Here is a 24,407-nt window from a genome sequence, read left to right on the forward strand (position 1 = left end):
CCTGGATCCTGCGATGTCGACACCGCGGAAAAGGCTGCCTACCGTCAAGACATGGGGGCCACTAACGAAGCATTGGCCATGTACGTACGGATCCACCTCGTCGGAGCCAGCGGCGGCATACGCCTCGCCGAGAGCCTCACCGACGACCCCTGGACCCACGGCGCCATCGATGATCTTCCGCACGAGCTCGCAGAGGAGGTCGCCTTCGCCAGGCGCTGGGCTGGCACCAATAGCCGCCTCACCGAGGTCTAGACCTACCCGGTGTTCGGACTCACCGCGACACTCAGCCGGTTAATCGGCTCTTCAACTCTGAGAGTGCGTAGGTGGGATCTGGGCTGACCGGGCGTGGGCACAAGATGTAGGCGGGTCCTGGGTGTGAAGATGGAAGTTCCTACACACCCATTTTCACGCCACAGGACCCATGAGCGAGCTTACTGCCGATGTTGCTGACACGATCTGCCGAACCGTCGAGCTGGGGGTGACGATCACCGGCGCCGCTGTCGATGCCCGCGGCCGCACGCACTTGTGGTGCCGGGTGCTGCAGGCCGATCGGCATTGTCCGGGCTGTCAGATCGCCGGCGACCTGCGTGATCACGCCGACCGCGTGCTCACTGATGTGCCGATCAGCGGCCATCCTGTTGTTCTGCATGTCGCGGTGCCCCGGTTCGTGTGCCGTACCAGCGACTGCCCACGAACGATCTTCCGCGGCGGGATCGATCATGTCGCCGCGCCCCGGGCCGTGGTCACCGCCCGGACCACACGCTGGATCCTGCAACGCATCGCGATCGACAAGATGAGCGTGAAAGCGGTGGCCACAGCGCTGGGCCTGGCGTGGAAGACAGTCAACGCGATCGCCGTGAGTGCGGCCCGGGCCCTGGTCTACGACGGCGGCCACCTCGACGGTGTACGGCACCTGGGCGTCGATGAGCACAAGTGGAAACACGTTCGCGGACAAGGAGACCCGAGCTTCGTGACCGTTCTGATCGACTTGACGCCCGTGGTCGAGGGCACCGGCCCGGCTCGGCTGCTGGACATGATCGGCGGCCGGTCAGCGCAGGTCCTCAAAGACTGGATGAACACTCGTGACCAGCGATTCCGCGACCGGATCACAGTCGTGGCCATGGACGGATTCACCGGCTACAAGACCGCCACCAGCCAGGAACTCCCCGCCGCCCGGGTCGTGATGGACCCGTTCCACGTCGTCGCGCTGGCCGGAAACAAGCTCGATCTGTGCCGCCAACGCGTTCAGCAGCAGACATGCGGGCACCGCGGACGCGCCGGTGACCCGTTGTACACGATCCGCCGGATCCTGCACACCCGTACCGGGTTGCTCACCGCCAAGCAGAAGATCCGGTTGTACGAGTCGCTGACCAGCCATGACGCGCACGTCGCGGTCGAGATCACCTACCAGGTGTATCAGCAGCTGATCGCCGCCTACCAGCACCCGCAGCGCCGCGAGGGCAAGAAACTGATGTGGAAGGTCCTCAAACGCATCCAGACCGGACTCCCCGCCGGGCTAGCCGAACTCGCCCAACTCGGGCGAAGTCTCTGGAAACGCCGCGCCGACATCCTGGCCTACTTCGATACCGGAGTCTCCAACGGACCCGTCGAAGCCATCAACGGCCGCCTCGAACACCTCCGCGGAATCGCCCAGGGCTTCCGCAACCTCGACCACTACATCTTGCGATCCCTCCTGCACTCCGGTCAGCTCGCCGAACACATCAACGCACTCTGAAAGGCGAAGAGCCGGTTAATCAACACCCTCCGCCCGTTCCGCGGTCCTGTACGCCGCGCGCTTGCCCTGGAGGCCATGCGTTCACTCGTCCTCGCCAAGAAGGCCATGTGGGAACTTGGCCTGGCGCTCCATATTGAAGATGACGACATCCGCCGGCAGCTCAACGCCTACGACCTGCAGGCCGACCGCCAAGCCGATCAGCTCAAGGCTCTGCAGCGCGTAGCGGTACGTGAGGCGTTCGGCACCGACGAGTAGCGACCGACGTCGCTGAGCCGGTTGATGGCTTCGAGGCGTTCTCGCCTGTCAGCGACCACCAGAATCCGCTATCACCTCGTGCGCTCTCGCACACGAATCGGTCACTGAATCCCCCCGGCGTGGCGGTTGCTTCGCCCTGACATTTCTCGGGCGGCGGCGCGAGGAGGTCGCCGGACTCCGATGGGCCGACGTCGATCTAGACGCGGGAGAACTGCGGATCGTGCGCGCACGGGTGGACCTGAACGGCCGCGAGGAGATCGGCGACCCCAAGACGGTCCGTTCGGTGTGGGTGCCCGCAGTCCCGGCTCGGGAATTGGCGATCGTGAAGGCCATGAGGCGCACGCACCTGCGGGAGCGTATGGCGGTCGGCGACCCGCTGGGCGAGCGTGACCTGTTGATGTCTCGGGAGGACGGGCGACTGCTCCCGGTCCGCGAGTACTCCCGGCTGTTCGTCGAGTTGCGGGACGCGGCCGGGCTCCCGGCGATCACCCTTCGGAACGTCCAGCACTCGTCGGTGTCGCGCATGAGGGCGGCGGGCGTGGCTGCGGACGTCGTGGCATGGGCACAGTGAGCGGATGACGACGGCGGTCCTACGGCCGGGTGTCTGACGAGCGGTTGGCGGCGGCGTCGGCCGTCCTTTCGGAAGCGGTAGCCAACAGTTAGCCAACTCCGAGCCTTCAGCCACATGGCCTAGCCAACGAGAAACCCGCTCCGACACAGGTCAGAGCGGGTTTCCCATCTGTGGAGCTAAGGGGACTCGAACCCCTTTCTATGGTGGGCGTTTCGCGCGCTGACCTGCGCGGAGCGTATTCCGGGCGGGCGGGAGCGTGATCCGGCGACCTGGGAGTTTCACCGGAGCTGTGGCCTGGGGCCACACGCCCATGGACGTATCGCACACCGCCTCTTGCTACCTCCTAATTTAGGTGGTAGACTATGGGTATCGGGTCAAGGGGATCAGCCCCAGACCCACCCAGGAGGGACAAAGACCATGAGCGAGTACAGCAAAGACCGCAACCACAAGATCAACGCCCTGTACGGGATCTGCTGGGACCCGGCCCGCACACTCCGCGGCAAGAAGGTCGGCAACTGCTGGCGCGTCTACGAGATCGCGTCCGGCCGCGACGAATACGCCAAGTACTCCAGCGCCGAGCAGGCCGCCGCCGCCGCCGATCAGCTCGCCGCGGCACAGGCCGAGAAGGTCGCCGCCGCGAAGATTCAGGAAGCCATCGCGGGCCCCGCCCCGGCCCGTCCGGCCGCACGAAAGCTGCGCCTCGTGTCCCCCGCCGAGGAGGCGCACCGGATCGGCCGCTCGTACGGCGTCAACGGCCAGATCTGGGACAACGCCTAAATCCGGCTGCCGGACCACCACCCCTCCCGAGCTTCCAGGAAGAGAATCCGATGACCATCACTCTCGACATCGCCCGCACGCGGGTCCGCCGACTCCACGAAGGCGCGAAAGGGCGGCGCCAGCGGGCAGCGCAGCGCCTCGCCGACATCGCCGCCGGATACGCGGCCCGGACGAGCGTGTCCAACTCTGCGCTGCTGCGCGCCGAGCTCGACGTCGCCGCCAGGCAGGTCGAGGTCGCCGCCCACGCCGAATCGGTGTACGCCGAAGCCCTCACTGCCGGCTATCTGGTCGGCGGCGGTGACATCACCACTGAGCACCTCACGGGATGGGCCGAGGACCACGACCTCGCCGACGAGTGCGCCGACGCCGTGCGGGATGCGATGGTCCTGGATGACGCCGCGTGGCTCGAATCCCGGCGAGTGCTGGCGTCGTCGGGGGTGATCCTGTGAGCGGCACCGTCCGGGTGTTCTGGCCGGTGCGCGACGAGACCTACGACGTGAAGATCTCTGACCAGCCGCGCACGGCCCGCGTCGCACACGACCTGGTGGTGCCGCGCGAGGGCGGCAGGGCGCGTACCTGGGACGGAGATACGAGGGGCGGCCTGTACGTCCTGAAGGATGCCGGGACCGACTCGGGGATCATGGCGCACCCGATCAGCGGCGAAGATCGCATGGACCCGTCGGAGCTGCGGGCCGTGCGGGAGCGCATGGGCCTCAGCCTGGACCAGATGGCGGCCCTGCTGCGCAATCAGCGCGGCGGGCGCCTGAATCCGCGGACGCTGCGTGATTTCGAGTCGGGCACGGTCGCGATCCCGGAGCAGATCCGCGAGCGGGCCGACGACCTCTGGGGGATGACCGAGACCGCACTCGGGAAACTGGAGGACGACTGGGCTTTCGACCGCTTCACGTCGATCGACGTGTACCGCGGGGATGACGATTTCCATGCCGCGCACCCGGAGTATCGGGCGTGGCCGGCGCGGTGGTGGCTGCATGTTGCGGCGCGCTTCGCGGCCAATCAGCCGACCGTCCGGCTGCGGACCGTCGAGGACTGATCTCCCCGCCCTCTTGCTACCTCCTAATTTAGGTGGTAGACTATGGGTATCGGGTCAAGGGGATCAGCCCCAGACCCACCCAGGAGGGACAAAGACCATGAGCATCGACCGCGAAGCCATCAAGATCAGCCGCCAGGCCGCCCGCGAGCGGATCAACGCCGAGGTCGACCGCCTCGCCGCCGGCTTCGACTTCAACGCCGCCCGGCAGGCCAACGCCCAGGCCGAGCGCCGCGTCCTCGACGAGGTCGACGTCGACAGCCCGATCGACGGCGACCGCATGAGCTGGATGAAGAACCGCCAGGCCGACATCCTCGCCGCCATGAGCGTCGACGACCGCGGAATCGTGGACGCCGACGGCTCCGTCGTCGTCCCCCGCATTACTTTCTGACCAGGGTCAACGCCCTGAATGCGGGAACGCCCCGGCCATCGCGGTCGGGGCGTTCCTGCTATCCCCTGACCGATGCGGAAAGCGGCCCCGCCTGACTCGGGGGATGAGTCTGGGGCGGGGCCGCTGCGGTCGACGATAGCGTGGAAGCGAGGTCAGTCGCCGCGGAACCACAGTTCCGGGGTGACGTCGAGCGGGATGCTCTGGCCGGCGTCGTTGATGGTGAGGGAGACCGGGAGTGCCCGCCATCGGACCGCCGTCCCCGACGTGCCGGCACTGTCGAGGAACGCGTACTCGGTGATGATGGTGCCCGCCGCGACGGCACCGGCCGGGATCACCAGGGGCACGGTGGAGCCGACCGAGCGTGCCCAGGTGATTCCGGAGTCGACGTAGTCGGCGGGCGTGCTCCACGTGGTGGTGCCTGAGACGGGTGTGGTGCCGCTCTTGACGAGGGCGCCGGTCGAAGTACGCAATCCGATGATGTTGCGGAGTGCGGTCAGTGCCGCGCACCCCGCGCGGCGTTCGGCGTTGGTCCAGTCTGTGTTGGCCATCAGTCTGTCCTTTCGGTGGCGATGTAGAAGCTCTGGCCGCTGATCGCGGTCAGAGCGAGGTCGTAGGAGTGGATGTCGGTGGTGCCGATGGTGCGTAGGTCGAGGACGTCGCCGCGGCGCCGCGCCTGTAGCTTCGGGTAGTTGGTGACCGCGCGCCAAGCGGCACCGCGGTCATCGCACCAGTCGACATCGGCGGCGAATCGCTGCGGCCACCACTGGCCGTCTGGCGGGTCTTCCAGGGTCACATCGAGAACATCAGCCACGCTTGCCCCCTTGCGCCCGTCGAGCCCGATCCGGGTGTGGCCGGCCAGAAGCTGCCGCCACCGCCGCGTCCACCGCCTCCGGGAGTGCCGCCGTTCTCGCCGCCGCCCGACGCCGTGATCCCCTGGAAGCTGTAGTTGCCGGGCGCTTTTCCGGTCTGGGCGCCGGAGACGCCGCCACCGATGGACTGACCGGACCCGCCCGCACCACCCGCACCAGACAACGCCACACCGGATACGGCGCCTGCCGGGGTACGGGCCTGCACGATCGTCGACCCGCCAGCGCCGCCCGCGCCGCCCGGTTGCGGTCCACCGCTGCCACCTGCGCCGATCGTGACCTGGAGCTGGTGCCACAGGTTGCGGCCGGCGCCGCGATCCCACCGCACCGCCGCCCACCCGCCAGCCGGTCCGCCGTTCCCGTCGCCGCCGGGAAAGCCCTGCGCGCCGGCGGCGCCGCCACCACCGGCGCCCAGGCAGACGACGTCGATCCACCGGCACCACACAGGGATCGCGATGGTGCTCGACGCGGTGACCGGCACCAGCACCGCGGCCTGGGAGGTGAACCCGCCCGTGCCAGAATCACGGGCCACCGTGATCGTGGTGCCGGCCAGGCGAGGCCGGGCGATTCCCCGGTCGGCGGCGAGTGCCTGCACGCGCGGCGCCATCACGCCCAGGCGTGCCGCGCCGCGGTCGGCGGCCACCAGGATCTCGGCGGGGTGCAGGCCGACCCGGCCGCGGTCCTGGGTGAGCGCCCGCTGCTCGCCTCGCAGCCGGGGAAGCGCCACGCACCGGTCCGCGGAGACGGCCCGCTCGACGACGCGCAGCGGATCAGCCAGCACCACGGTTGTGGTGTCGCGGGCCAGCGCCCGGTCGACCACACGGGGGCGCGCCCGGACCGCGGCGGTGTCACGGGCCAGCATGGTCTCGACGATCCGCCGGTGCTCGACCGGCACCCAGCCCAGCACCGGCGCGGGTGGCTCGATCGGTGTCGCCGGGTCGATCCAGCCACGCGGGTGGCGGGGCGCGGGCTCGATGTCAGTCCACGTCACCGGTCACCTCCGCGCCGAGTTGCGCGAGCGCCTCCTCGTGCGTCGTGCCCGGTGCGCAGCGCAGCAGCGGCGTCATGCCGTTAGCGGGATCACCGTCCGCGTCGATCGGTGTGCCGTACTCGTCGGCGAGGAACACCTCAGTCGGGGCGGGCTCCACGCGGGCGACTTTGAAGCCGGACACGATCGGCAGAACGCCCTCGGGTACTGGCATGGCGTCGGCGGGGACTGTGACGAGGACATACCGCCCGTCACCGAGTCGGTACAGGTTGGTGGCCGGCGCGAACTGCGGAAGTGATTCCGCGATGAGTTCAGTCATGGTTGTGTCCTACCGGTAGAAGATGATCCCGAGGCCGGCGCCACCAGCACCACCGGATCCGGATGTGCCGTTGCCGTATCCGGCAGTGCCTCGGCCGCCACCGCCGCCACCTCCGCCACCAGGAAACCCGCCCGCACCACCCTGGCCGCCGTTCTTCCCCGTCGCGAATGTCACATTGACAATTCCGCCACCTCCACCGCCTCCGGCACCCCCACCGCCACAGGGCACTTGCCCACCAGCGTTCGATCCGGCGGTGCCTGGGCCGCCATCCCGGCCCGATACGCCGACAGTGCCAGCTGTTCCGCCCCCGCCGCCAGCCGCAGCAGCCGAAGCCGATCCCGAATATCCCGCAGTAGGACCCCCACCGCTTCCTGCACCAGCACCCCCGGCACCGCCATTACCGGCCTGCGAGTTGCTCCCCGTATACCCGAATTGCGTCGCCATAGCGCCAGCGCCACCAGGAATCGCTTCCATCAAGACTGGCCCACTCGGGCCATTCGAGCGGAATTGCGTCGCCTGGCCAGATACGCCGACCGTGACGTGAAGCGAAGTGAAGGCGCCTGCATCCAGCGCCTGCACCTTGTGTCCCCCGCCGAGGCCACCGGCACCACCCCCATCGCCCCCGGCGGCACCGTTGCCACCAGATGCGATCCCCACCACGATCACCTCAGTGGTTCCCGCTGGCTTCGTCCACGTCGTTGAGGACGTGATGTTCACCCGGGTGTATCCGTCGCCACCAACTAACGCGCGGATTGCGCCCATCGTGTCGAACACATCCTGGTCGGCGCCGCTCGGTGATCCACCAGCCCAACCCTCCACGATGCCCGCCTGCACCGCGTTCGCCGTCGACTGCGCGGTGGACACGCTCGACGTCGTGGCCGACTGCCACCCCAGCAAGCTGGCGAACCAGTCCTTGACCCCCGACACCGCGCTGTTGACCGGGGTCACCACGAGACCGTTCAGAATGTCCGCGATCTGCTGCAACATCGTCTTGATCGTCGCGATCGACGACCCCGCCAGCGTCGGCAGCGGCGAGGACACCGACCCACCACCGAGGATCGTCTTCAACTGCGCCGCAAACTCCTGCGCGTCGGCGAGCGCGTCGGTGATCTCGGTGCGCGCGCGGCCGGTCAGTTTCTCGATGAGCGACTTGATCCAGCCCAACGCCGCCGCGACATCAGCGCCCAGCGCGGACAGGGCCGCGGTCAGCCCCGAAATCCACTCCTGCGGAAGCGACTGCCGCGTCGACGTCCACGCAACATCATCAACCCACACCGACCCGGCCGAGCACTCCTCGTCCACGCGCAGCAGCACCCGGCCCGCGACGCACCCGGCCGGGCCCGTCGCAGTGCCTGCGAGTTTCGTCCAGTCCGCAGTTCCAGCCGCTACCGTCGACGCGACCTCGGTTTCCCCAATCACCGTGCGCGCCGAGTCGTACCAGCGCACCAGCAGCCGCACCCGGCCGCCCGCGGACACGACATCCCGCCACGACGCCCACGCCTCCAGCGCCGTCACCTCACCCGGGTCGATCTCCGCCTCCGGGTCCGACAGGCGCAGGCCGCGCGTGCCGGCGCAGTCGAAACGGGCCGAGCCCGCCGGGATCCCGGGCGCCACCGTCCGGAACACAGCCTCGTCCCACGCCCAGCCCGACCCCGCCACGATCGTCTCCGGCGCGTCGAAGCTGCCAGCGGCGAGCAGAGCGCGGGGCGAGCTGGTCAGCCGCGACAGGTCGACCTTCGCGAACGACGCGATCGCGTCGACCAGCCCGCCGAGCCCGCCCGCCCACGCCTGGATCCCCGCAAGGATCGGATCCCCACCCGCATACTCGCCCCGCAACGCCGCCAACAACTCGCCGAAATCCACGCCGAGCGCGCCGACGATGTTGTCGATGATCTCGTCGATCGTGTCCCAGTCCTTCGGATCACCACCCGTCAGACCAGCAGCGATCCGCGCAAACGGCGTCAGGAAAATCTGCTCCAGAAACGCGAGTTGGGGCGTCGGCCGCGGCGTCAAATGCGTGCGCACACCACCCGTCGCCCCGGGAAGCTGATTCCACGGCGTCCCATTCGCCGAGACGGGGCCGGCCATCTACATGTCCTCTGGGTGGTGCTTGGCGGCGATCGCGTCCTGCCGCGCCATCTGCGCACGCAACTCGCGCATCGCCGACTCCATCTGCCGTGACAGCGCTTTCACGCATCCCGCCAGCTCGTCCACCTTCGTGTCGACCGAATCGAGCTTCCGTTCATGCCGATCCAAGTCATCGCGCAAATTCGAGTCATGAGTGTTCTCCACCTGCTCCCGCACCGCGTCCGTCGCCGCACCGTTCCGGCGAGCGTGGTAGGCGCCAACCATCCCGGATCCGGCGCCGACCGCCAACGCGAAACCGATCAACGTCCAGACGACCGCCTCCCACCAGTTGCTGATGTGCGCCGGCCCCGTAGTGATCACTCGGAATCGTCCCGCCGGTGCTCGCCGACGTACGACGGCTCCGCATCTCGGCCGCCGACCGGGCCGGGCAGCGCGATCGACGTCAGCACCGACACCGCCGCCGCGGTCCCCGCCGTAGCGAGCACCGCCGGCCACGAGATCGTCATGACGGTCTGCCCGGCGACGAAAACACCGAGAAGGGCTTGCGCGAACGTTCGGACCGCGCGGTCCGCGAGGTCCTGCCAGAAGCGTCTCGTCCACATCACGCGGCCACCACCTTCACCGCGCTGGACATCACAGCCCCGGACGGATCCCATTCGAGGCGACCATGCTCAAAGTCCTGGCCGCGCCCGCCGTCTGGCCGGTCGTACTCGTCCGACGTCGGCCAGCCGAGCGGACCGTTCTCGTAGCCGTCGTGTGCCCAGCGGGCGCCGATGATCCCGTGCACGTAGAAGCCGCGCTCGGCGCCGGTCTTCCGGTAGATGACGCCGCCCTCGAATGCCTGCACGACGCCGGCCGCCAGCTCGGTGTACGCGGTCGTCGGGTAGCCGAGCGGGCCGAGTTCGTAGCCGTGCTCGGCCCACGTCTCGAAGATCGCGTTGGGTACCGCGACCGCGCCGGTGCGGGGGTGCCAGTACACGTAGCCGTGCTCGAATTTCGCGAACCGGCCCTGATGATCGGGGGTGCGGACCTCGCCGACCGAGTCCTCGAACCCGGTCTTGACGCGAGCGCCGAGCCACGGCGCGGCGGCGGCAGTCTCGTTGATCCGATTCACCACCGGCGCCGCCGGCGTCGTGCCGAGGTACAGGCGCAGATCAGCTTCGAGGAGGTCCATCGGGAATCCTGGCCCGAGGTCGGTGTGATTGCCGATCCCCAGCACTTTCGTGACGAAGTAGTGGTCGGCGACGCACGGCACATTCCCCTTCGGGTACGGCCGCGCCTGCACGATATTCGCGTTGATGTACGGGTACTTCTTGACGTCCTCCGCGATCGCCCACGCGGCGATCCGGATGCCGTTGCGCATCTTGTCGATCCACTGCTGACGGGTCCACGACGCCCGCGACCCGGCGAAACAGAAATTGATCGAGCTGCGGTTCGCGTCGAGCACCGACCAGGATCCGTAGTCGGTGTCCACGACCGCCACCAGCGTCGAATTGTCGATCGCGTAGTGGTAGCTCGCATCGTGCGACGGGTCGGACAGGTAATCGGCCAGCGACAGCGCGGTACCGTCGCCTTCCTGTGTGTGGCCGAGCGCGTACACGACGCGTGCGCCCTGCCGCGACGACCGCGACTGGCACAGCTCCTCGTGGTAGGCGAAGTCGGGTTTGGGCATGGCGGTACCTCCTGTGGTCGATGTGTCGGCGGTCAGCCGGTCGTAGATGGTGCGGGCGTCGCCCATGCGCGCGGCGTAGCGGTCGGGATAGGCCGACTTCTGGACGGCCTGGGCGATCGCGCCGGCCGCGGCGTCGGTGGTCGCGGAGTCGTAGGCGGGATACCGGAGCGCCGCGAAGAAGAGCCGCGCTGAGCCGGTCGGGTCCTGGCAGACGTCGACCGGACCCCACCACCACTCGCCGGTCGGGCCTTGGCGGACTTGCTGCTGGAGCGGTCCGACGGACATCCCGTCCGATCCGACGGCGTCGTGCGGTAGCGCGAGAGACCCGGGCACCTTAGCGTTGGCGTAGACGACGAGATTCGATTCGACCAGCCCGACAGCGAGCGCGATTACAATCCCCCGACGCGAAACGCCCTGACGGCGGCCCTCCGCGATGATCTCCTGCGCGACCTGGTCCTTGGTTCTGTACACGGGCGACTCCTGTATGCGCGATAGCCCTGCGCCGCGGCATGGCTATCTGGTCTGGGCGGGCTGTGAGAGCAGATAGATCAGGTGGTGGAGTTGGCGATGGCGTTGACGCCGCCGGCGAGCAGGCCGATCTTCGAGATCACGCGGTCCCAGCCGGACCGCAGCTGCATGTCGTCGCCGAGGGTGACGGTGGTCGTCTTCTGCTGACCCGGGGTGTGCTCGCGCTCCACCGACGACACCCACTGCTCCACCGACGTCCCGAAATCGGTGTCGGTGAAGGTCATGCGGTCGCCGACCTGGAAGCGCCTCCCGGATCCGTCGTCGACGCCGTGCTCGTATCCGCCGGCCCCGGCGAGGACGGTCAGCTTCAGGGTGTCTTGGCCGCCGATCTCCTTCAGCTTCGACGTGCCCGCGGCGAGCGCGTCGAGAGAGAAAGCGGTGCCGGTGTTGGCGAATTTCTCGCCGAGTGCGTGCGCGCCGAGTTCGGCTTTCAGGTCGGCATCCTCGAAAAGGTTGTAGGCGAAGAAGATGTCGTTGAAGAGGTCACCGACGACCGGGGCCGCGCCGCCGATCTGCAATGCCGACATCGCGCCCTGAATGAGTAGGTTGATCGCCATTTGCGTGACGTTGTTCGCGATCTCCGGCGCTTTTCCGCCGACGATGACCTGGTACCCCTCGGGGTGGGTGACGTAGCGCTCGATGTCGATGATGGCGCCGCCGTCGGTGCGCCATTCCATGTGCAGCCGGTCCCGCTTCCCCATCGTGTCGAGGACGTAGCAGGGCTTCGTCGCATGCAGCCAGTTCGACGGGTTCGCGAGGCCGAGGACATTGCCAGGGTTGAGGAAGTAGAAGAAGTGCTCCAAGCCCTCCCATGAGATGATGTTCTCCAGGTGGCCGAGGGATTCTGCGTTGAAGACCTGCCCGGGGTCGGGGTCGATCCCGGGGCGGTGCAGGTTGATGATCGGGGCGCGCTCGGCGTTGTCGAAGTGCGTCTTGTGCAGCTCGTCGAGCTGCGTCATCCGCGCCCACGCCGCGATCAGATCGTCGGTAGAGTCGGCAATGTAGTCGAGGACATCATCGATCGACTGCATCGAATTAAGGTCCGGCAGTGACGGCACATCGTATTTGATCGGCAGTTTCGCATAGACGGGACGACCCATCCGCGTGAAATTCTTCGCCGAGAAATACTTGTAGACGCCGTCCAATGGGCCGAACGCAATATCGTGTTTCGGGAATTGGAATTCCGGTCGCGGAAACAACGGCTGCGGCCACGCGAGCGCGCTGGTTTGCCAGATCAGGTTGTTCACCAGGTAGGCGGTGACGATCTCCTGACCGGGCCGCCCCTGGTAGCGGGCACCCATCACCCGGCCATCCCAGCGAACACCGTTGTCGGTGATCACCACCGAGACGATGCGGCGACGGCACTGCATGACGACCGGCGCCATGTCGTGCGTCTTCGCGATCTGGATCTCCGCGACCGCGGGGATCCCCCACGCCCATTGGACCTTGCACCGCTGATACGCGCCGAACGGCCGCCACCCCGACGCGTCCAAATCGTTGCGGGTGTTGATCTCGATGTCGAACAGCGCCGTGTCGGGGTCGCGCGGCCGGCGCGCGCCGAGGATGACCGTCATCCGAACGCCGCCCCGTACTGCTGCGGCAGCACCAGCGTCACCGTGGCGGCGGACCCGGTGACCGTGACCGCCGTGTCGGCCTCGGGGGCTGCGGGTGTCCGGAAGGACTGCCGGCCGGCCGCCGCGGCCCACGCGTCGACGCCGTCGCGGTGGATCAGGGGGCATGTCGGGTCGGTGTCGATCCGGTACGACTGCCCGGATGCGAGGTCGGCCAGGGTGATCTGCTCGCCGCCGAGGCCGATCTTCAGGCCGGTGGTGGGGCCGGTGATCTCCCACTGCGGCCACGCCGCAAACCATCCGCTGTTGTGCACTGACGTCTCGGTGAGGGCGTCGAGCTCGACCGGGTCGGAGTTCCACCACGAGCTGTCCGAGGTGAGCGTCATCGTGAAGACACCCGAGAATCCGAAAGCGGCGAGGCGGGCGCGGGGGATGCCGTTGTCGCGGCCGTTGTACCGCACCCACTGCCACCGATCGGTGCCGATGACGTCGTCGACGACATGGAGTTCGGAGACCTGCGGGCCGGCGCCGATGTTCCGGCGCCACGCGGTGACCGCGGTGTGCAGGTCGTCGGCGTCGCCCGGGTAGTCGTGGCCGCCGATCCGCAGCCGCAGACTGATGTCGTTCGGCTTGTCCTGCTGGCCCTTGTAGTACGACCCGCCCTGGTTGACGTTCTCCTGGTACGCCGGATCGTGCGGGGCGCCCTCCAATCCGTCCGGATCATCGACCAGCCGGATCGGCGACACCGGATCACACAGGTCGAAGCGGTCCCCGCGACACCCGAGCAGGTAGTAGGAGATCGTCACGTCCGCATCGCCCCCGACCGCATCATCGCGTCCCGCACCGCGTCGTCCTGACTCTTGCGGAGCTTGCCCATGTCCTCCACGACGATCTGCCCGCCGTCACCCACGTAGATCCCGATCGACCCGACCCGCCCCTCCTTGATGACCTCGTCGAGCTTCTTCGCGATGTCGTCGAGGATCGGGAAGCTCGACGAGCCGGTCGAGAATCCCTGGAAACTGCCGTCCGTCCCGATCGCGGACGCAGCCATCGCCGCCCCGCCGTACCCGGCGACACCGAGGCGGTACATCTGCTCCAGCCAGTACGCCGGCTTGTGGTCGAGCAGGCCGACCTTCGCGACGGCCGGCGCCTGGTAGCCGCCGAATCCCGACCCGAAACCTCCGACGGTGCCGCCATCGGCGTGAAACTCCGGGACCTGGCCAGTGGCGTTGAGGCGCTTCAGGAACGCCCGAATGCCTGGCCTACTCGCGACGCTCCGCCGGATAACCTCCTCGCCGGGCTCACCCATCATCGGCACGATGTCACCGCGCCCCGACCCCGGGATCGTGCCGCCGCTCTGGCGCTTCACCGTCGGCCCCGCCGGCTTCGACTTCGTGCCGCCCTGCAGCTCCTGCAGCCGGAGTTCGGCGATCCGGAGTCGGTCGGTGGCTGTCGTGTTCGCGTCCTTGGCGCGCTGCACCGCCAGCTCGGCCGCGGCGATCTGGGATGGCTTCGCCTTCGGGTTCGCGCGCACCTCGTCGAGCTTCATCTCGGCGATGCGTTCCTTCTCCGCGGCGGCAGCCTGGTCCCGCCGGGCCTTCTCGACCGCGGCCTTGGCCTGCGCGGCTGTCGACGCCTTCGGGGTCGTCGTCTTCCCGCCGCCCGTGCCGCCCCCGGTGGACGGCTGGTCCGGGTTCCCGTTGTAGATCGAGCCGCCACCGAGAGTGAACAGCAGCCGCCGAGTCCCCCCACCGCTACCGCTGTCCGATCCAGTCGACCCGCCGCCACCCGCGCCCGTCGTGGACGGCACCGATCCGCCGTAGTTGGACGGCCAGTTCGTGACGTACACGGGGGCCCCTGACCCGCTGCCGCCCGTGCCGAGACCTCCCTGATCGCCGGTGCCGACGCCAGGTCCGAGGTCGGCGAGAAGCTTCGACGCCGAATCCTCCTTCGACTTGATCTCGCCCATGTACCGCTGATCGCCCGCGGTGCCCTGGTAAGCACCGCCGTGCTGCTGGACGCCGACGATCTTCTCCCAGATGTCGCCGGTCTTGCCGTCGTTCGCGTCGAGCTTGTCGTAGAAGCCGGTGATGTTGGTGTTCGGGTCGTCACGGCCCGGATACGCCGAGCTCTGCTGGAAGATTCCGTGCCACTGCCCGCCGCCGCCGACCGCGTCCGGCTTCAGCCCGGACTCCTGATCGGCGGTCGCGAGGACCGCCCGAATCTGGTCGTCGGTGTAGCCGCGTTTGCGTCCCTCCGCGATGATCTTGCGCGCCACATCCTCACGCGACGAATCCCGAGTGAGCGTCACATCCTTCACGCCACCACCCGCAGCAACACCGCCAGCACCGGTGATGTCCGACGACGCCCGCAAATGCACATGATTGGTGTGCCCGGGATAGTCACTGGCGAAGTACGATCCGTCGGTGTCCGGGCTGCGGCCGTGCCATCCGATCTTCTGGCCTGTGTTCGGGTTCTGCCATATGATCTGCTCCACACCAGGATTCGACGGCGCGATCGACAGCAGATGCTCGGCGAACCGCTGCATATGATCGACCGACCCAGACCAGTCGATCCCCCGGTTCAGGTGGTTCGGATTCGGCGCGTATCCCGGCTCGTGCCGGTCCGACTCCTGATGTCCGGCGTACGTCGACGCCTTCACCCCATACTGCGATTCAAGAGAATGCACCCAATCCGGGAACGGTCCGCCGCCGCCCGGCGGCAGTCCGTAGCTGCTGTCGACGACAGCGCCCTTGGCGTATGCACGCGCGTACGGGGCGATCATGTAGCCCAGGCGTCGCGCCGATTCGCGGAGGATCGCGATCGTCCGCGGTGTCTTCTTGCCGGGGATGAACGCCTCCCACGCCCCGGCACCAGCCTCGGCCCACCGCACGAGCCCGGAACCTCCGGCGGGTTCGATGACGGCCTCAGACGGCAGGGACGGCACCCCGGCCGGGCGACGCACAGCGCCGTCGGCGTACGCGCGGATCGACCCGTCAGCGTTCGCCGATCCAGCGCCCGCGATCGCACTGAGCGCGGGGTTTCCGGTGAGGGCGGCGACCGCCGCCGAGTTCGCGGCGTAGTTGATCTCCGGGGTGATCAGGATCTTCTTCTCGCCCGGCTGCTGTGCGCGGTTGACCTTGTCCCAGAAGGCGGCGTCGTTGGCATCCACAACGATGACGCCGCCCGGCAGTGTCTTGACCTCGATCCCGAGCTTCTTCAGCCGGTCCATATTCTCGGCGCTGGTGTCGGTCACCTCCACGTAGCCCGGCGGGAGGCTCGTCGTCTCGATCCCGAGTTCTTTCAGTGCCTTCTTCGCACGATCGACGTCCTTCTGGTCGATCACGAGTTGACCGTCGATGGTCTTGTAGTTGACCTTCATCTCGTCGAGCTTCTTGCGAGCCTGTGCCGTGTCCGCCACGACCGTGTATTGCGCCGTGAGCTTCTGCGCGCCCGCGATCTTCAACTGGCCCATCTTCTCGATGGCCGCATCTGCGCCCCGCAGTTGGACGTTTGTCGCGATCTCCGACGGCACACCGAGGTAGACGTCGGCCATCTTCTTCGCCGTATCGGCGCTGACCCCCGCAGCGACGGCCTGGTCGATGAAGGCTTTCCGCTGTGCGACGAGCTGGCCCGTGACGTAGTCGAGCGCAGCCGCCGGACCCATGTGCTGGGCTCGCGCATACTCCAGCGCCGACGCGGCGGTCCGACTGTACGCTTGGCCCTGGGAGACGAGCTGGTCTTGGAGCTTCGAGCCCTTCTCGGTCGTGACGTCGATGTGGCCGTCGAGCTTGACCGACGCCGCGCCCGCCTCGTCGAAGCTCTTCGCGAGATCCCGCATGCCGTCCGACCACTGCTGTAGGGCTTCTTCCTGCGTCAGCTTGTCGTCCTGCAGCGACGACAGCGCCTTGGCGAGCTTGTCGACCTTGCTCGCAGCACCGTCGGTCGACTCCTCGAACTCGGCCATCGCCTTCGACATGGTTCCGGCACCCGCACTCGACTTGTCGAACGACACCGACATGTCACCGTTGGCCTTCGCCATCTGCTCAGCCTTGCTACGGCCATCGTCGACCGTGGTAGCGAGCTTCTGCACGTCGCCGGTCAGCGCCGCAAGCTGGCTGTCGTGCCCGTTTCCGTCGCCGTACTTCTTCTGGATCGTGGCGAACCACAAGTCGTACGCTTCGCGGCCCTGGAGCACCTTCTCGGTGAGTTCCTGCTGCGAGATCCCCAGCTTCTCCGCGGCCTCGTAGGCGCCGGTATCGGCGATCTTCTTCGACGCCATCTGCCGCAGATTCGCGTTGATCGCGCCACCAGATTCGAGGAGCGCGTCGGCCCATTCCTGTGTCGCGGCCTTGGCCTCCTCCGACTTCGCTTTGTCCTCGCTCTTCTTCTGGATCCACATCGTCAGCAGGGCGGTTGCTCCGGTGATCGCCATACCCCACGGCCCACCGAGCGCACCCATCAGCCCCGTCGCAGCTCCACGCATCCCGGTCATCGCCGCTGCGGCGGTGCCGGCCGAGCGAGGGAATCGGTCGGCACCGGCGGCTGCCTGGACGAAGGCGGTCTGCATGCGCGCGATGATTGGGACCTGGCGGCCGATGTTGCCGATCGCGGATCCGAAACGGCCCATGGCCACCGTGCCCTGCGCCGTCTGCACATTGACGGTCTGGCCGAGTTGGGTGAAGCTGCGGCCGACGCCGGACACCTTCGCGCCGAGTCCCGCCATCTGATCTCCGGCGACCTTCTGCGCGATGTGGTAGGCGACGATCGCGGCGAGCGCCGCCTTCACCGGCCCCGGCAGGCTGTTGAACGCCGCCGCAGCCTTGCCGATCGCGCCCGCGGTCCCCTCGATCGCGTTCAGGCCTGGCCCGGCGAGCAGGTCGACGAACGGCTGAACAACGGGAATCAACTTCCCGCCGACAGCAGCCTGAGTTTCCTCGAACCGCGCGGTTAGAGTTTTCAGGCTCGCGCCGAACTTCCCGTTGGACCGCTCGACATCACCGTTGACGTGCGCGAGCTGTTTCTGCATCACCAGGTAGGTGCCGATCGCCTTCTGCTGAGCGGTCAGCTCGGTACCGCGCGCTGCGATCCCAGCCGTATAGACGGCCTCCTTGACGGACGCCTCATCGAGCAGGACGCCGTACTGGCGCATGGTCTCGGTCTCACCGGCGTACGCCGAGCCCATCGCCTGGATAGCGTCCGCGATCGGAATGCCCTGGAAGGACGCCAGATCGGCGGCAAGCTTCGTCTGCTCCTTGGAGAAATTGACAAGCTGCTGCCCGGACAGGCCCATCGCCTTGCCGAACACCGCGAACTGGATCGCCGCGCCCTGCGCCTCCCGCTGGCTCATGCGCATGGTGTCGACGGCGGACTTGCCCCACGCCTCGATCTGGCCGCGCCCGGACCCGAAGACCACGTTCATCTGGTTCGTCTGGGCGCCGAGAGCGCGGGCGGCGCCGACGGCGTCGGTCATGCCCTTCACGACGGCGGCGATCCCGAAGCCGACGCCCATCGCCGCGAGCGTGCCGCGCGCCTTCGTGGCCGCCGACGCCAGCTGGTTCGTCGACGCGGTCGCCTTCTGCGTTGCCGCCGAGGACTGCGCCGCCGCGGCGGCCTGCTGACGCTGCGCAGACGACAGGGATTGCGTGGCCTGGGTGGCACGCACCTTCGCCGAGTTCTGCGACGCCAGCGCCGACTGCAGTTTTGCTTCGGCCTGCGCGAGTTCCAGGGATCCGGCCTTCGCGGTCTGCCGGACCTTGGTCAGGTTCTCCTCGGCCGCCCGGACACGGACGGCGGCCGCCTGCTCGGCGGCACGCGCCGACTGCACCTTCGCCGCAGACTTCTCGACCTGCGCGGCCATCTGCGCCGCACTCTTCCCCGACGCCTGAAACTCCTGCCGGGCACCGTTCATGCCCTGCTTGAATCCGGAATCGTCGAGCCCGAGACGGGCCATGAGGGTACCGACGACAAGAGTCACGAAGCGCACCTCCTGATTGGGTGTGAGCGGGCTACGCTGCGGGCATGGACGACATACAGATCGACGAGGACGGGGCATTCCACTGCGCAAAGTGCGGGGGCACGAATTTCTCGGAGAAGCGCACCACTCGCGCGAAGGTTGGCGGCGGGGCCGCCGCGGTGTTCACATTCGGAATCGCCGGCGCTGCTGCTCCGCTGCTCACGAAGAAGAAGCTGTGGTGTCAGCAGTGCGGCACGTACAACAAGATGGGCAATGCTCAGCCGTACGTGCCGTCCGGGACTGCGCCCCCGAAATCGGCCGTCGATCTCGCCCAAGATGAAGCTAGGGCGAAGATGGAACGCAACGCCGCCCAGCGCGCAGCTCGGGAAGCTGGCGCGCCGTCGAGTGGGCGGGCCGGTCAATACCTGACGGTCAAGAAGCCGATGAAGCCCTAAGCACGAGAGCGAGGCGCGGTCCTCGGTCGATCAGGTCGCGGAGACGGAGTTCCAGCCACCGCCAGGACCGCGCCGACATCAACGCGTGATCCTCGACGTCGACACCGAATACCTCGTGGAGGTCGCATTCGGCGGCCGCCCACGCGTTAAGGACATCAGCGAGGGTGACCGGCCGGTACACCGTCTCCGGCGGGTCAGCCGGGGCCGGCGTGTCGGCCCACCAGTCGCGGATCTCGGTGCGCGGGTTGTAGTCGCCGCCGCCCGGATCCGACGCCCCGTACGCCCCCGGCCGGGGGTCATACAGGCCGCCGTACCGTGATGGCCGAAGCGCCGAATCTACTTGTGCTTCTTCTTGTTCTTCGCCCGCCGAGCCGCCCGATTCGGCTCGACGGGACGCGGGTTTCCCGGATCATCCTCCGGGATCTCGTCGATCTCGGGCAGATCCATCGCGGGCGCCATCCCCGCGACCCAATGCGTTTCCGCGACGACACGGCCCATGCCGACGTCGATCAGGGCGGTGCGTCCGGCGTGCATGATCTCTTCCCACGACACGCCGTCGGCGTCCATCTCCGACCACACCCCACCCGACCACGTCCCGAGGTCGCGTTCCTCGATCACCGGTTCCCCCGCCTCGTCGAGGACGGGATCACCGGTGACGATGTCGAGGACCGGCACCTGCTGTACGTCGGGCTGCCACTGGGCTCCGAGGATCTTCGCGATGTGGTCGAGCTCGGTGGCGTCGCCGATCATTTCGGCGGCGAAGAGCTGCCGAATCTTCAGCCCCTCCGACGCGGACGGGCTGGGGATGCGGTAGGTCTTGCCGTTGATCGTCAGCAGCAGATCCGGGTCGTGGAACTCGCGGAGATCCGCGAACGCCCTCCCGGCCGGTTTGGTCTCATCGGTCATCGAGAAGCCCTCCTATCTCGACGAACCGGTCAGGCCGGGGTGAGCGCGAACGCGCCGCCGGTCAGGCCGCTCCCGGAACCGGTGAGCGCACCGCTCGGCGTGGCGATCGAGTAGGGGCCGCCCGCCGATCCGGTGACCGTCCAGTCCGACGCCTTGAAGCCGTCGTCGAGCGCCACCAGCGCGGCCTTGACCGCCGACGCCGCGGCGTTGTAGGCGATCGGCGCGGTGGTCTCACCACGGAACGTGAGGGTGAAGTCACCTGCCGACGGAGTGCCGAGGGCGAGGGTGTACGACAGTGGCCCGGCCGACGACCCGGCCTGCACGGCGAACGCCGCGATCTTCGTCGGCTTGCCCTTGCAGATCAGCTCGCCGTCGAACTTCTGCAGCTCCTTCGGGTCGCCGCCGGTCAGCTTCACCTTGCACAGGAACTTGCCCTGGTAGTTGTCCTCGATACCGTCGAGGCGGCAGTACCGGAAGTGCCGCGCCATGTCACGATCGCCGATCCCGCGGCCAGCCTGGATCAGTTCGGTCAGGCCCGGATCCGGGACGAAGTCGCCCGAGTCCGAGGCGCCCTTGTACAGGCCCTCAACGCTGACCTTCAGACCGTTGGAGGTGCCGGCCTCGGACGCCCATCCGCCCATCAGAATGTCCGAATCGTCCTCGGACTGCGGATCGAACTGGGGATCGAACTTCTTGATGCCCGCGACGAAAAGCCAGTCCGATTCGACGGCGGTCGCGGGGTCGGTGCCCTTGGGCAGGACCTGCACGGCGTAGAGGCCGGCGGGGATGGTGTCGAGCAGCCCGCTATCGGGCGTGGTGAGGAGAGGCATAGGTCATGCTCCGATCGGGTTGCATTGGATTTCGTAGGAGTCGGCCCGCTCCCAGCGCCCGTTGGCGTCGGGTTCGATCGGGGCGACGAGCTGGCGTGAGCACCACAGGATGCGGACGCCACCCGGCCACAGGCCGGGAGTCATGGTGTGCAGCGCCGCGTAGGCGGCGTCTGCCAGTGAGTGGACGGTGGTCGGGTTCTTGTCGCCGCGCCACCGCAGTTGGACGCGCACGGTAGGATTCCCGCGCTGCGTCATCGGGTTCGGGTCGGTCCAGTAGTGGCTGATCGCGACCTGCAAGTCAGGTGTCGGGTACAGCTGCCCGAAGAACACCGGCGGCGCCGCCGGGGTGGTCGGGTAGGCGCCGTCCGGGCTGTAGGCCGCGACCCCGGCCTCAGTAAGACGCCGGGCGAGCGCGTCGAGCACATCGGTGATCGTCGGCATCCGGGCAGCCATCAGCACCTCCGATCATGGGTGGGAAGCCGGGCGCGGCCCGGGGAGGGCACCAGGACGCGCCCGACGATCAGGAGAGGTCCAGGACCTCAGCGATAGCCGCCTGCACGTCGCTCTGATTCGCCAGCAGCGCCGTCTCCAAGTACTTGGCCTGCCCACTCGGGTGTTTGAATCCCAGCTTCTCGTGCTGCTTGACCGCATACGGGGACGACGTGTGCACCGCCGCCTCATCGTCAGACACCGTGACCTGGATCGACGCCGCCAGCGCCCCCGACTTCTTGGGGGCCAGCTCCCGCGCCCGCGCCTGCACGATCTCGGCGCCCGCACGCAACGCCCGCATGCCGCGATCAGCGACCGCCGCCTCCACCTCGCCGAAGCCGTCATCGACGTCCACCGACGCCATCAGGCGATCTCGATCGAGTAGTAGTCCGGACTCTTGTCGAAACCGCCGATATGCCGCGCCGCGGCGATCACCGTCCGCCACGCCTCATCCCCCGGCACCTGCACCAGCGATCCGGGCGGAATGTCGGCGGTCCCGACAGCCATCGCCGCCGACGACACCGACACCACCTCCGCGCCCGAACTGTCCCGCACCAGCTTCTGCTCATGCTTCAGCCGGCACAAGATCGTGACCTCGGCGGCGTGCTGGTCGCCGTACGGGCCGCGCCCGGTCAGGCGCTTCACGCCGAGCGGCTGCGTGAAGAACACCGCGAGCGGATCAGACATGGCCGCCTCGGATCACAGCTTGTACCTGCCCAGGATATGGCCGTACGCGTACTGAATCCGGCGGCGCACACCGACATCCGTTGATGGCGCCGCGAAGTCAGCGGTCGCGCTGTCCAGCGAGACCCGGCTGACCGACGGCCCCTCCGCCGCGGCGACCAGGTCGGCGATCATGTCGCCGGCCACCGAGATGATCGCGGGCGGCACTGCGTCGAGGCCGTGTGTGATCGTCGCGGTGATCGCCCGGAATCCCTGCGGCCATGACGCCCGTCGAAGTGCACCGAGCTCAGACCACGTGTACCCGGCGATCGGCTGGCCGTCCGCGTCGACGACCGACTCGACGGCCGTCATGTGCAGTGTCGGGAGCTGTACGAGACGGTTACCCGAGTAGTCGATGGTGAAGGTCTGCGTCACGGCCGGCGCGATGTGCCATCCGCAGTATCCGCGGATGGCCTCGCACACCGAGGCGAGTATCGCCGGGTCGGTGTCCGGCACGGTGTCTTCCGGGATGAGTGGCGGCAGACCTGAGAAGTCGATCACGACTCTTCGGGCTCCGGGGTCTTCTTCGGTCGGCCCGGCCGGCGCGACGTGCGCAGCACCACGGTGTCCGCGGTTTCCGTGCCCGGTGCCGCCGGTTCGGCGACCGCGACGAACAGCGCCGGGTGGGATTCGAGGATCGGGTCGCCCTCATCGACCAGGGTTCCGCCGGCGACGACGCGGTCCCCGTACGCGAATGCGTTGATGCAGCGGTACTGCATTGGTGGGTCTCCTTCGCTCTGTGGGGGGCGTGTGCGGCGGCCCGCATGGTGGTGCGGGCCGCCGACAGGGTCACGCCTTCTTGATCTGGAGGAGCCGGAAGGCGCCCGGGTTGACGACGTCGGCGCCGGTGCGGAAGTGCGCCAGCCAGCCGCGCTGACCGGTCGGGCGGCCGTTCGCGCCGAACAAGTTCGGCACGTACTCGACGGTGGTGCCGATCCGGTCGGCGATCACATAGTTCGAGAAGTCGCCGAACAGCAGCACCTTCGCCTCGTCCGCGACCGCGCCGGCCATTGCCTCGGCGACGTAGTCGGGGCGGCCGAGCAGTTCAGCCTTGCGGCTCTCGGCGAGCTGGCCCCACAGAGCGCTGCCGCCGTTGGTGTCGAACTGCCGCAACTTGTTGTAGATGGCGCGGTGACCGAGCCACGAACCGTTGGCCGCCCAGCGTGCGGGCAGCGACTCGTCGAGCTTGTAGACGTCGCCGACGGCGAGGGTCGACACGGCCGCGGTGTCGATGACCGACGGCGCGTTCGCGGCGACCGCGGTGACGACACCCTTCGGCTGCCCGGTACCCGAACCGGTCACGAAAGCGATCGACTCCATGCGGTCCTTCTCGAACGCGAACATGGTCGCGATCTCCTGCGCGAGGTTCGCGGCATCCTGGATGGCCTCGAAGCTCGCCTGGACGAACATCTGGCCCTTGAAGACCGGGATCTCCGGCTGCGCCAGGGTCGGCGAATCGTCGGACACCTGATCGCCCTCGGCGTCCCACGATCCGGTGACGCCGGCCGACGAGACGCCGTGCCACTTGTCGCCGGTGGCGGTCACGACGCGCGCGAGCTGCCGCACCTGGTTGAAGCTGCCGTTCGCGGTCAGGATGACGGTCGGGTCGAGCTGGAACGGCACCAGGTAGCCGCCGGCGCTGTCGGTGCCGATCGCCATCGCACGCTGGAGGGCGGCCTGCTCGTCGCCGGTCAGTGCCGCGACCTGCCCCTGATGGCGGACGATCTTGGTGAACGCCCGCGAGTATTCGGGGCTCGACGACGCGAGGAGCTGCTCGGCCATCGCGGTCGAGTCGTCACGCTCGACGAACCGGGCTGCGGCCTCACGCACCTTGTCCGACGCGTACGGCATGCGCTCGATGGCGTCCTCGGCGCGGTGACGCAGCTCCGACTCGGCTCCCGGGTGACCGAAACGAACGGTGGAGGTGTCCCACGGGTTGCGGAACTTCCCGACGAACGCCGGACCCGCGGACCGGTCGCGGTCGATGATCTGCGTGCCGTCCTCCCGCGGCTCGCCGCGCTCGGTGGGCGCTTCGGCGGCCGACCGCACCTCGGCCAGTGCCGCGTCGTGTTCCAGGTCCAGGCGGTGCGCGTGCACCTCGCGGAACTCGTCGAGGAGCTCGGGCACCTTCTGGTGGTCCGCGGGGGTCTTGTCCTTCTTGCCCTTCAGCCGCTCCAGTTCGTCCTGGATGTCCTTCTCGCGGTTGATGGCCTGCTGGTGGGTGAGTGCGACGGTCATG

28 protein-coding genes are annotated in these 24,407 nt (G+C 68.1%); 9 read left to right on the forward strand and 19 right to left on the reverse strand.

The annotated features are described in order from the left end of the window. Positions 1-51 precede the first annotated feature (51 nt). The 8 genes from MYK68_RS15785 (at position 52) to MYK68_RS15820 (ending at position 4,777) form a co-directional block, all read left to right on the forward strand. Complete coding sequence (locus tag MYK68_RS15785; protein WP_247864710.1) at positions 52-252, forward strand: hypothetical protein; 201 nt, start codon at positions 52-54, stop codon at positions 250-252. A 169-nt stretch (positions 253-421) separates the two neighbouring features. Beyond that, the gene (locus MYK68_RS15790; RefSeq protein ID WP_247864711.1) at positions 422-1,735 is read left to right on the forward strand and encodes an ISL3 family transposase; all 1,314 of its coding nucleotides are present in this window, start codon (positions 422-424) and stop codon (positions 1,733-1,735) included. Between the two features lie 75 nt (positions 1,736-1,810). Next, the gene (locus MYK68_RS15795) at positions 1,811-1,990 is read left to right on the forward strand and encodes a hypothetical protein (RefSeq protein WP_247864712.1); all 180 of its coding nucleotides are present in this window, start codon (positions 1,811-1,813) and stop codon (positions 1,988-1,990) included. Between the two features lie 220 nt (positions 1,991-2,210). Then, on the forward strand, positions 2,211-2,561 hold the full coding sequence (locus MYK68_RS15800) for a hypothetical protein (RefSeq protein WP_247864713.1): 351 nt from the start codon (positions 2,211-2,213) through the stop codon (positions 2,559-2,561). 417 nt (positions 2,562-2,978) lie between these two features. After that, positions 2,979-3,338: a hypothetical protein gene (locus MYK68_RS15805; protein ID WP_247864714.1), complete on the forward strand. Its 360-nt coding sequence runs from the start codon at positions 2,979-2,981 to the stop codon at positions 3,336-3,338. 50 nt (positions 3,339-3,388) lie between these two features. After that, the gene (locus tag MYK68_RS15810) at positions 3,389-3,787 is read left to right on the forward strand and encodes a hypothetical protein (RefSeq protein ID WP_247864715.1); all 399 of its coding nucleotides are present in this window, start codon (positions 3,389-3,391) and stop codon (positions 3,785-3,787) included. Then, positions 3,784-4,389: a helix-turn-helix domain-containing protein gene (locus tag MYK68_RS15815; protein WP_247864716.1), complete on the forward strand. Its 606-nt coding sequence runs from the start codon at positions 3,784-3,786 to the stop codon at positions 4,387-4,389. Before MYK68_RS15810 ends, MYK68_RS15815 begins: the two co-directional genes overlap by 4 nt. Before the next feature lie 97 nt (positions 4,390-4,486). Next, positions 4,487-4,777 carry a hypothetical protein gene (locus MYK68_RS15820; RefSeq protein ID WP_247864717.1) on the forward strand — a complete coding sequence of 97 codons (291 nt, stop codon included), beginning with the start codon at positions 4,487-4,489 and terminating at the stop codon, positions 4,775-4,777. A 152-nt stretch (positions 4,778-4,929) separates the two neighbouring features. On the opposite strand, the gene MYK68_RS15825 is transcribed toward MYK68_RS15820, so the two are convergent. The 11 genes from MYK68_RS15825 to MYK68_RS15875 all read right to left on the reverse strand — a co-directional run bounded on the left by MYK68_RS15825 (position 4,930) and on the right by MYK68_RS15875 (position 18,786). Then, on the reverse strand, positions 4,930-5,325 hold the full coding sequence (locus tag MYK68_RS15825; protein ID WP_247864718.1) for a hypothetical protein: 396 nt from the start codon (positions 5,323-5,325) through the stop codon (positions 4,930-4,932). Then, the gene (locus MYK68_RS15830; RefSeq protein WP_247864719.1) at positions 5,325-5,588 is read right to left on the reverse strand and encodes a hypothetical protein; all 264 of its coding nucleotides are present in this window, start codon (positions 5,586-5,588) and stop codon (positions 5,325-5,327) included. Before MYK68_RS15830 ends, MYK68_RS15825 begins: the two co-directional genes overlap by 1 nt. Next, positions 5,567-6,634, reverse strand: a complete 1,068-nt coding sequence (locus tag MYK68_RS15835; RefSeq protein WP_247868147.1) for a glycine-rich domain-containing protein — start codon at positions 6,632-6,634, stop codon at positions 5,567-5,569. Before MYK68_RS15835 ends, MYK68_RS15830 begins: the two co-directional genes overlap by 22 nt. Next, entirely contained in the window at positions 6,621-6,950 is a 330-nt protein-coding gene (locus MYK68_RS15840) for a DUF7572 family protein (RefSeq protein ID WP_247864274.1), read from the reverse strand. The genes MYK68_RS15835 and MYK68_RS15840 overlap by 14 nt, the downstream gene beginning before the upstream one ends. Before the next feature lie 9 nt (positions 6,951-6,959). After that, on the reverse strand, positions 6,960-9,038 hold the full coding sequence (locus tag MYK68_RS15845) for a hypothetical protein (protein ID WP_247864720.1): 2,079 nt from the start codon (positions 9,036-9,038) through the stop codon (positions 6,960-6,962). Then, a complete protein-coding gene (locus tag MYK68_RS15850; protein WP_247864721.1) occupies positions 9,039-9,398 on the reverse strand; it encodes a DUF2746 domain-containing protein in 360 nt (119 codons plus the stop codon). It abuts the gene before it with no gap. After that, positions 9,395-9,640: a holin gene (locus MYK68_RS15855; RefSeq protein ID WP_247868079.1), complete on the reverse strand. Its 246-nt coding sequence runs from the start codon at positions 9,638-9,640 to the stop codon at positions 9,395-9,397. Before MYK68_RS15855 ends, MYK68_RS15850 begins: the two co-directional genes overlap by 4 nt. Further along, a complete protein-coding gene (locus tag MYK68_RS15860) occupies positions 9,640-11,181 on the reverse strand; it encodes a hypothetical protein (protein WP_247864722.1) in 1,542 nt (513 codons plus the stop codon). Before MYK68_RS15860 ends, MYK68_RS15855 begins: the two co-directional genes overlap by 1 nt. A gap of 77 nt (positions 11,182-11,258) precedes the next feature. Then, positions 11,259-12,812: a Gp37-like protein gene (locus MYK68_RS15865; protein WP_247864723.1), complete on the reverse strand. Its 1,554-nt coding sequence runs from the start codon at positions 12,810-12,812 to the stop codon at positions 11,259-11,261. After that, the gene (locus MYK68_RS15870) at positions 12,809-13,615 is read right to left on the reverse strand and encodes a hypothetical protein (protein WP_247864724.1); all 807 of its coding nucleotides are present in this window, start codon (positions 13,613-13,615) and stop codon (positions 12,809-12,811) included. Before MYK68_RS15870 ends, MYK68_RS15865 begins: the two co-directional genes overlap by 4 nt. After that, positions 13,612-18,786: a hypothetical protein gene (locus tag MYK68_RS15875; protein WP_247864725.1), complete on the reverse strand. Its 5,175-nt coding sequence runs from the start codon at positions 18,784-18,786 to the stop codon at positions 13,612-13,614. The genes MYK68_RS15870 and MYK68_RS15875 overlap by 4 nt, the downstream gene beginning before the upstream one ends. A 44-nt stretch (positions 18,787-18,830) precedes the next feature. On the opposite strand from MYK68_RS15875, the gene MYK68_RS15880 reads away from it, so the two are divergent. Then, positions 18,831-19,220: a hypothetical protein gene (locus tag MYK68_RS15880; protein WP_247864726.1), complete on the forward strand. Its 390-nt coding sequence runs from the start codon at positions 18,831-18,833 to the stop codon at positions 19,218-19,220. A 336-nt stretch (positions 19,221-19,556) separates the two neighbouring features. On the opposite strand, the gene MYK68_RS15885 is transcribed toward MYK68_RS15880, so the two are convergent. The 8 genes from MYK68_RS15885 to MYK68_RS15920 form a co-directional block, all read right to left on the reverse strand. After that, positions 19,557-20,126: a DUF7426 family protein gene (locus MYK68_RS15885; protein WP_247864727.1), complete on the reverse strand. Its 570-nt coding sequence runs from the start codon at positions 20,124-20,126 to the stop codon at positions 19,557-19,559. A gap of 29 nt (positions 20,127-20,155) precedes the next feature. After that, positions 20,156-20,956 (reverse strand): phage tail tube protein, encoded by an 801-nt coding sequence (locus MYK68_RS15890; protein WP_247864728.1) that lies wholly within the window; start codon positions 20,954-20,956, stop codon positions 20,156-20,158. A gap of 3 nt (positions 20,957-20,959) precedes the next feature. Continuing rightward, positions 20,960-21,409, reverse strand: a complete 450-nt coding sequence (locus MYK68_RS15895) for a minor capsid protein (RefSeq protein WP_247864729.1) — start codon at positions 21,407-21,409, stop codon at positions 20,960-20,962. Between the two features lie 67 nt (positions 21,410-21,476). Then, positions 21,477-21,809, reverse strand: a complete 333-nt coding sequence (locus MYK68_RS15900; protein WP_247864730.1) for an HK97 gp10 family phage protein — start codon at positions 21,807-21,809, stop codon at positions 21,477-21,479. Beyond that, on the reverse strand, positions 21,809-22,132 hold the full coding sequence (locus MYK68_RS15905) for a hypothetical protein (RefSeq protein ID WP_247864731.1): 324 nt from the start codon (positions 22,130-22,132) through the stop codon (positions 21,809-21,811). Before MYK68_RS15905 ends, MYK68_RS15900 begins: the two co-directional genes overlap by 1 nt. 12 nt (positions 22,133-22,144) lie before the next feature. Continuing rightward, positions 22,145-22,669 carry a hypothetical protein gene (locus MYK68_RS15910; RefSeq protein WP_247864732.1) on the reverse strand — a complete coding sequence of 175 codons (525 nt, stop codon included), beginning with the start codon at positions 22,667-22,669 and terminating at the stop codon, positions 22,145-22,147. Further along, complete coding sequence (locus tag MYK68_RS15915) at positions 22,666-22,887, reverse strand: hypothetical protein (RefSeq protein ID WP_247864733.1); 222 nt, start codon at positions 22,885-22,887, stop codon at positions 22,666-22,668. The genes MYK68_RS15910 and MYK68_RS15915 overlap by 4 nt, the downstream gene beginning before the upstream one ends. Before the next feature lie 70 nt (positions 22,888-22,957). Then, positions 22,958-24,406 (reverse strand): phage major capsid protein, encoded by a 1,449-nt coding sequence (locus tag MYK68_RS15920; RefSeq protein WP_247864734.1) that lies wholly within the window; start codon positions 24,404-24,406, stop codon positions 22,958-22,960. Position 24,407: the final 1 nt, after the last annotated feature.

Origin of the sequence: Gordonia sp. PP30 (assembly GCF_023100845.1) — a bacterium.
Taxonomy (GTDB): domain Bacteria; phylum Actinomycetota; class Actinomycetes; order Mycobacteriales; family Mycobacteriaceae; genus Gordonia.

What these genes read in the sequence shown, in the direction of transcription:
- MYK68_RS15785 (WP_247864710.1), top strand. Translation starts at nt 52, where the DNA reads ATGGGGGCCACTAACGAAGCATTGGCCATGTACGTACGGATCCACCTC.
- MYK68_RS15790 (WP_247864711.1), top strand. Translation starts at nt 422, where the DNA reads ATGAGCGAGCTTACTGCCGATGTTGCTGACACGATCTGCCGAACCGTC.
- MYK68_RS15795 (WP_247864712.1), top strand. Translation starts at nt 1,811, where the DNA reads ATGCGTTCACTCGTCCTCGCCAAGAAGGCCATGTGGGAACTTGGCCTG.
- MYK68_RS15805 (WP_247864714.1), top strand. Translation starts at nt 2,979, where the DNA reads ATGAGCGAGTACAGCAAAGACCGCAACCACAAGATCAACGCCCTGTAC.
- MYK68_RS15810 (WP_247864715.1), top strand. Translation starts at nt 3,389, where the DNA reads ATGACCATCACTCTCGACATCGCCCGCACGCGGGTCCGCCGACTCCAC.
- MYK68_RS15820 (WP_247864717.1), top strand. Translation starts at nt 4,487, where the DNA reads ATGAGCATCGACCGCGAAGCCATCAAGATCAGCCGCCAGGCCGCCCGC.
- MYK68_RS15825 (WP_247864718.1), bottom strand. Translation starts at nt 5,325, where the DNA reads ATGGCCAACACAGACTGGACCAACGCCGAACGCCGCGCGGGGTGCGCG.
- MYK68_RS15840 (WP_247864274.1), bottom strand. Translation starts at nt 6,950, where the DNA reads ATGACTGAACTCATCGCGGAATCACTTCCGCAGTTCGCGCCGGCCACC.
- MYK68_RS15845 (WP_247864720.1), bottom strand. Translation starts at nt 9,038, where the DNA reads ATGGCCGGCCCCGTCTCGGCGAATGGGACGCCGTGGAATCAGCTTCCC.
- MYK68_RS15855 (WP_247868079.1), bottom strand. Translation starts at nt 9,640, where the DNA reads ATGTGGACGAGACGCTTCTGGCAGGACCTCGCGGACCGCGCGGTCCGA.
- MYK68_RS15865 (WP_247864723.1), bottom strand. Translation starts at nt 12,812, where the DNA reads ATGACGGTCATCCTCGGCGCGCGCCGGCCGCGCGACCCCGACACGGCG.
- MYK68_RS15880 (WP_247864726.1), top strand. Translation starts at nt 18,831, where the DNA reads ATGGACGACATACAGATCGACGAGGACGGGGCATTCCACTGCGCAAAG.
- MYK68_RS15885 (WP_247864727.1), bottom strand. Translation starts at nt 20,126, where the DNA reads ATGACCGATGAGACCAAACCGGCCGGGAGGGCGTTCGCGGATCTCCGC.
- MYK68_RS15890 (WP_247864728.1), bottom strand. Translation starts at nt 20,956, where the DNA reads ATGCCTCTCCTCACCACGCCCGATAGCGGGCTGCTCGACACCATCCCC.
- MYK68_RS15895 (WP_247864729.1), bottom strand. Translation starts at nt 21,409, where the DNA reads ATGGCTGCCCGGATGCCGACGATCACCGATGTGCTCGACGCGCTCGCC.
- MYK68_RS15900 (WP_247864730.1), bottom strand. Translation starts at nt 21,809, where the DNA reads ATGGCGTCGGTGGACGTCGATGACGGCTTCGGCGAGGTGGAGGCGGCG.
- MYK68_RS15905 (WP_247864731.1), bottom strand. Translation starts at nt 22,132, where the DNA reads ATGTCTGATCCGCTCGCGGTGTTCTTCACGCAGCCGCTCGGCGTGAAG.
- MYK68_RS15915 (WP_247864733.1), bottom strand. Translation starts at nt 22,887, where the DNA reads ATGCAGTACCGCTGCATCAACGCATTCGCGTACGGGGACCGCGTCGTC.
- MYK68_RS15920 (WP_247864734.1), bottom strand. Translation starts at nt 24,406, where the DNA reads ATGACCGTCGCACTCACCCACCAGCAGGCCATCAACCGCGAGAAGGAC.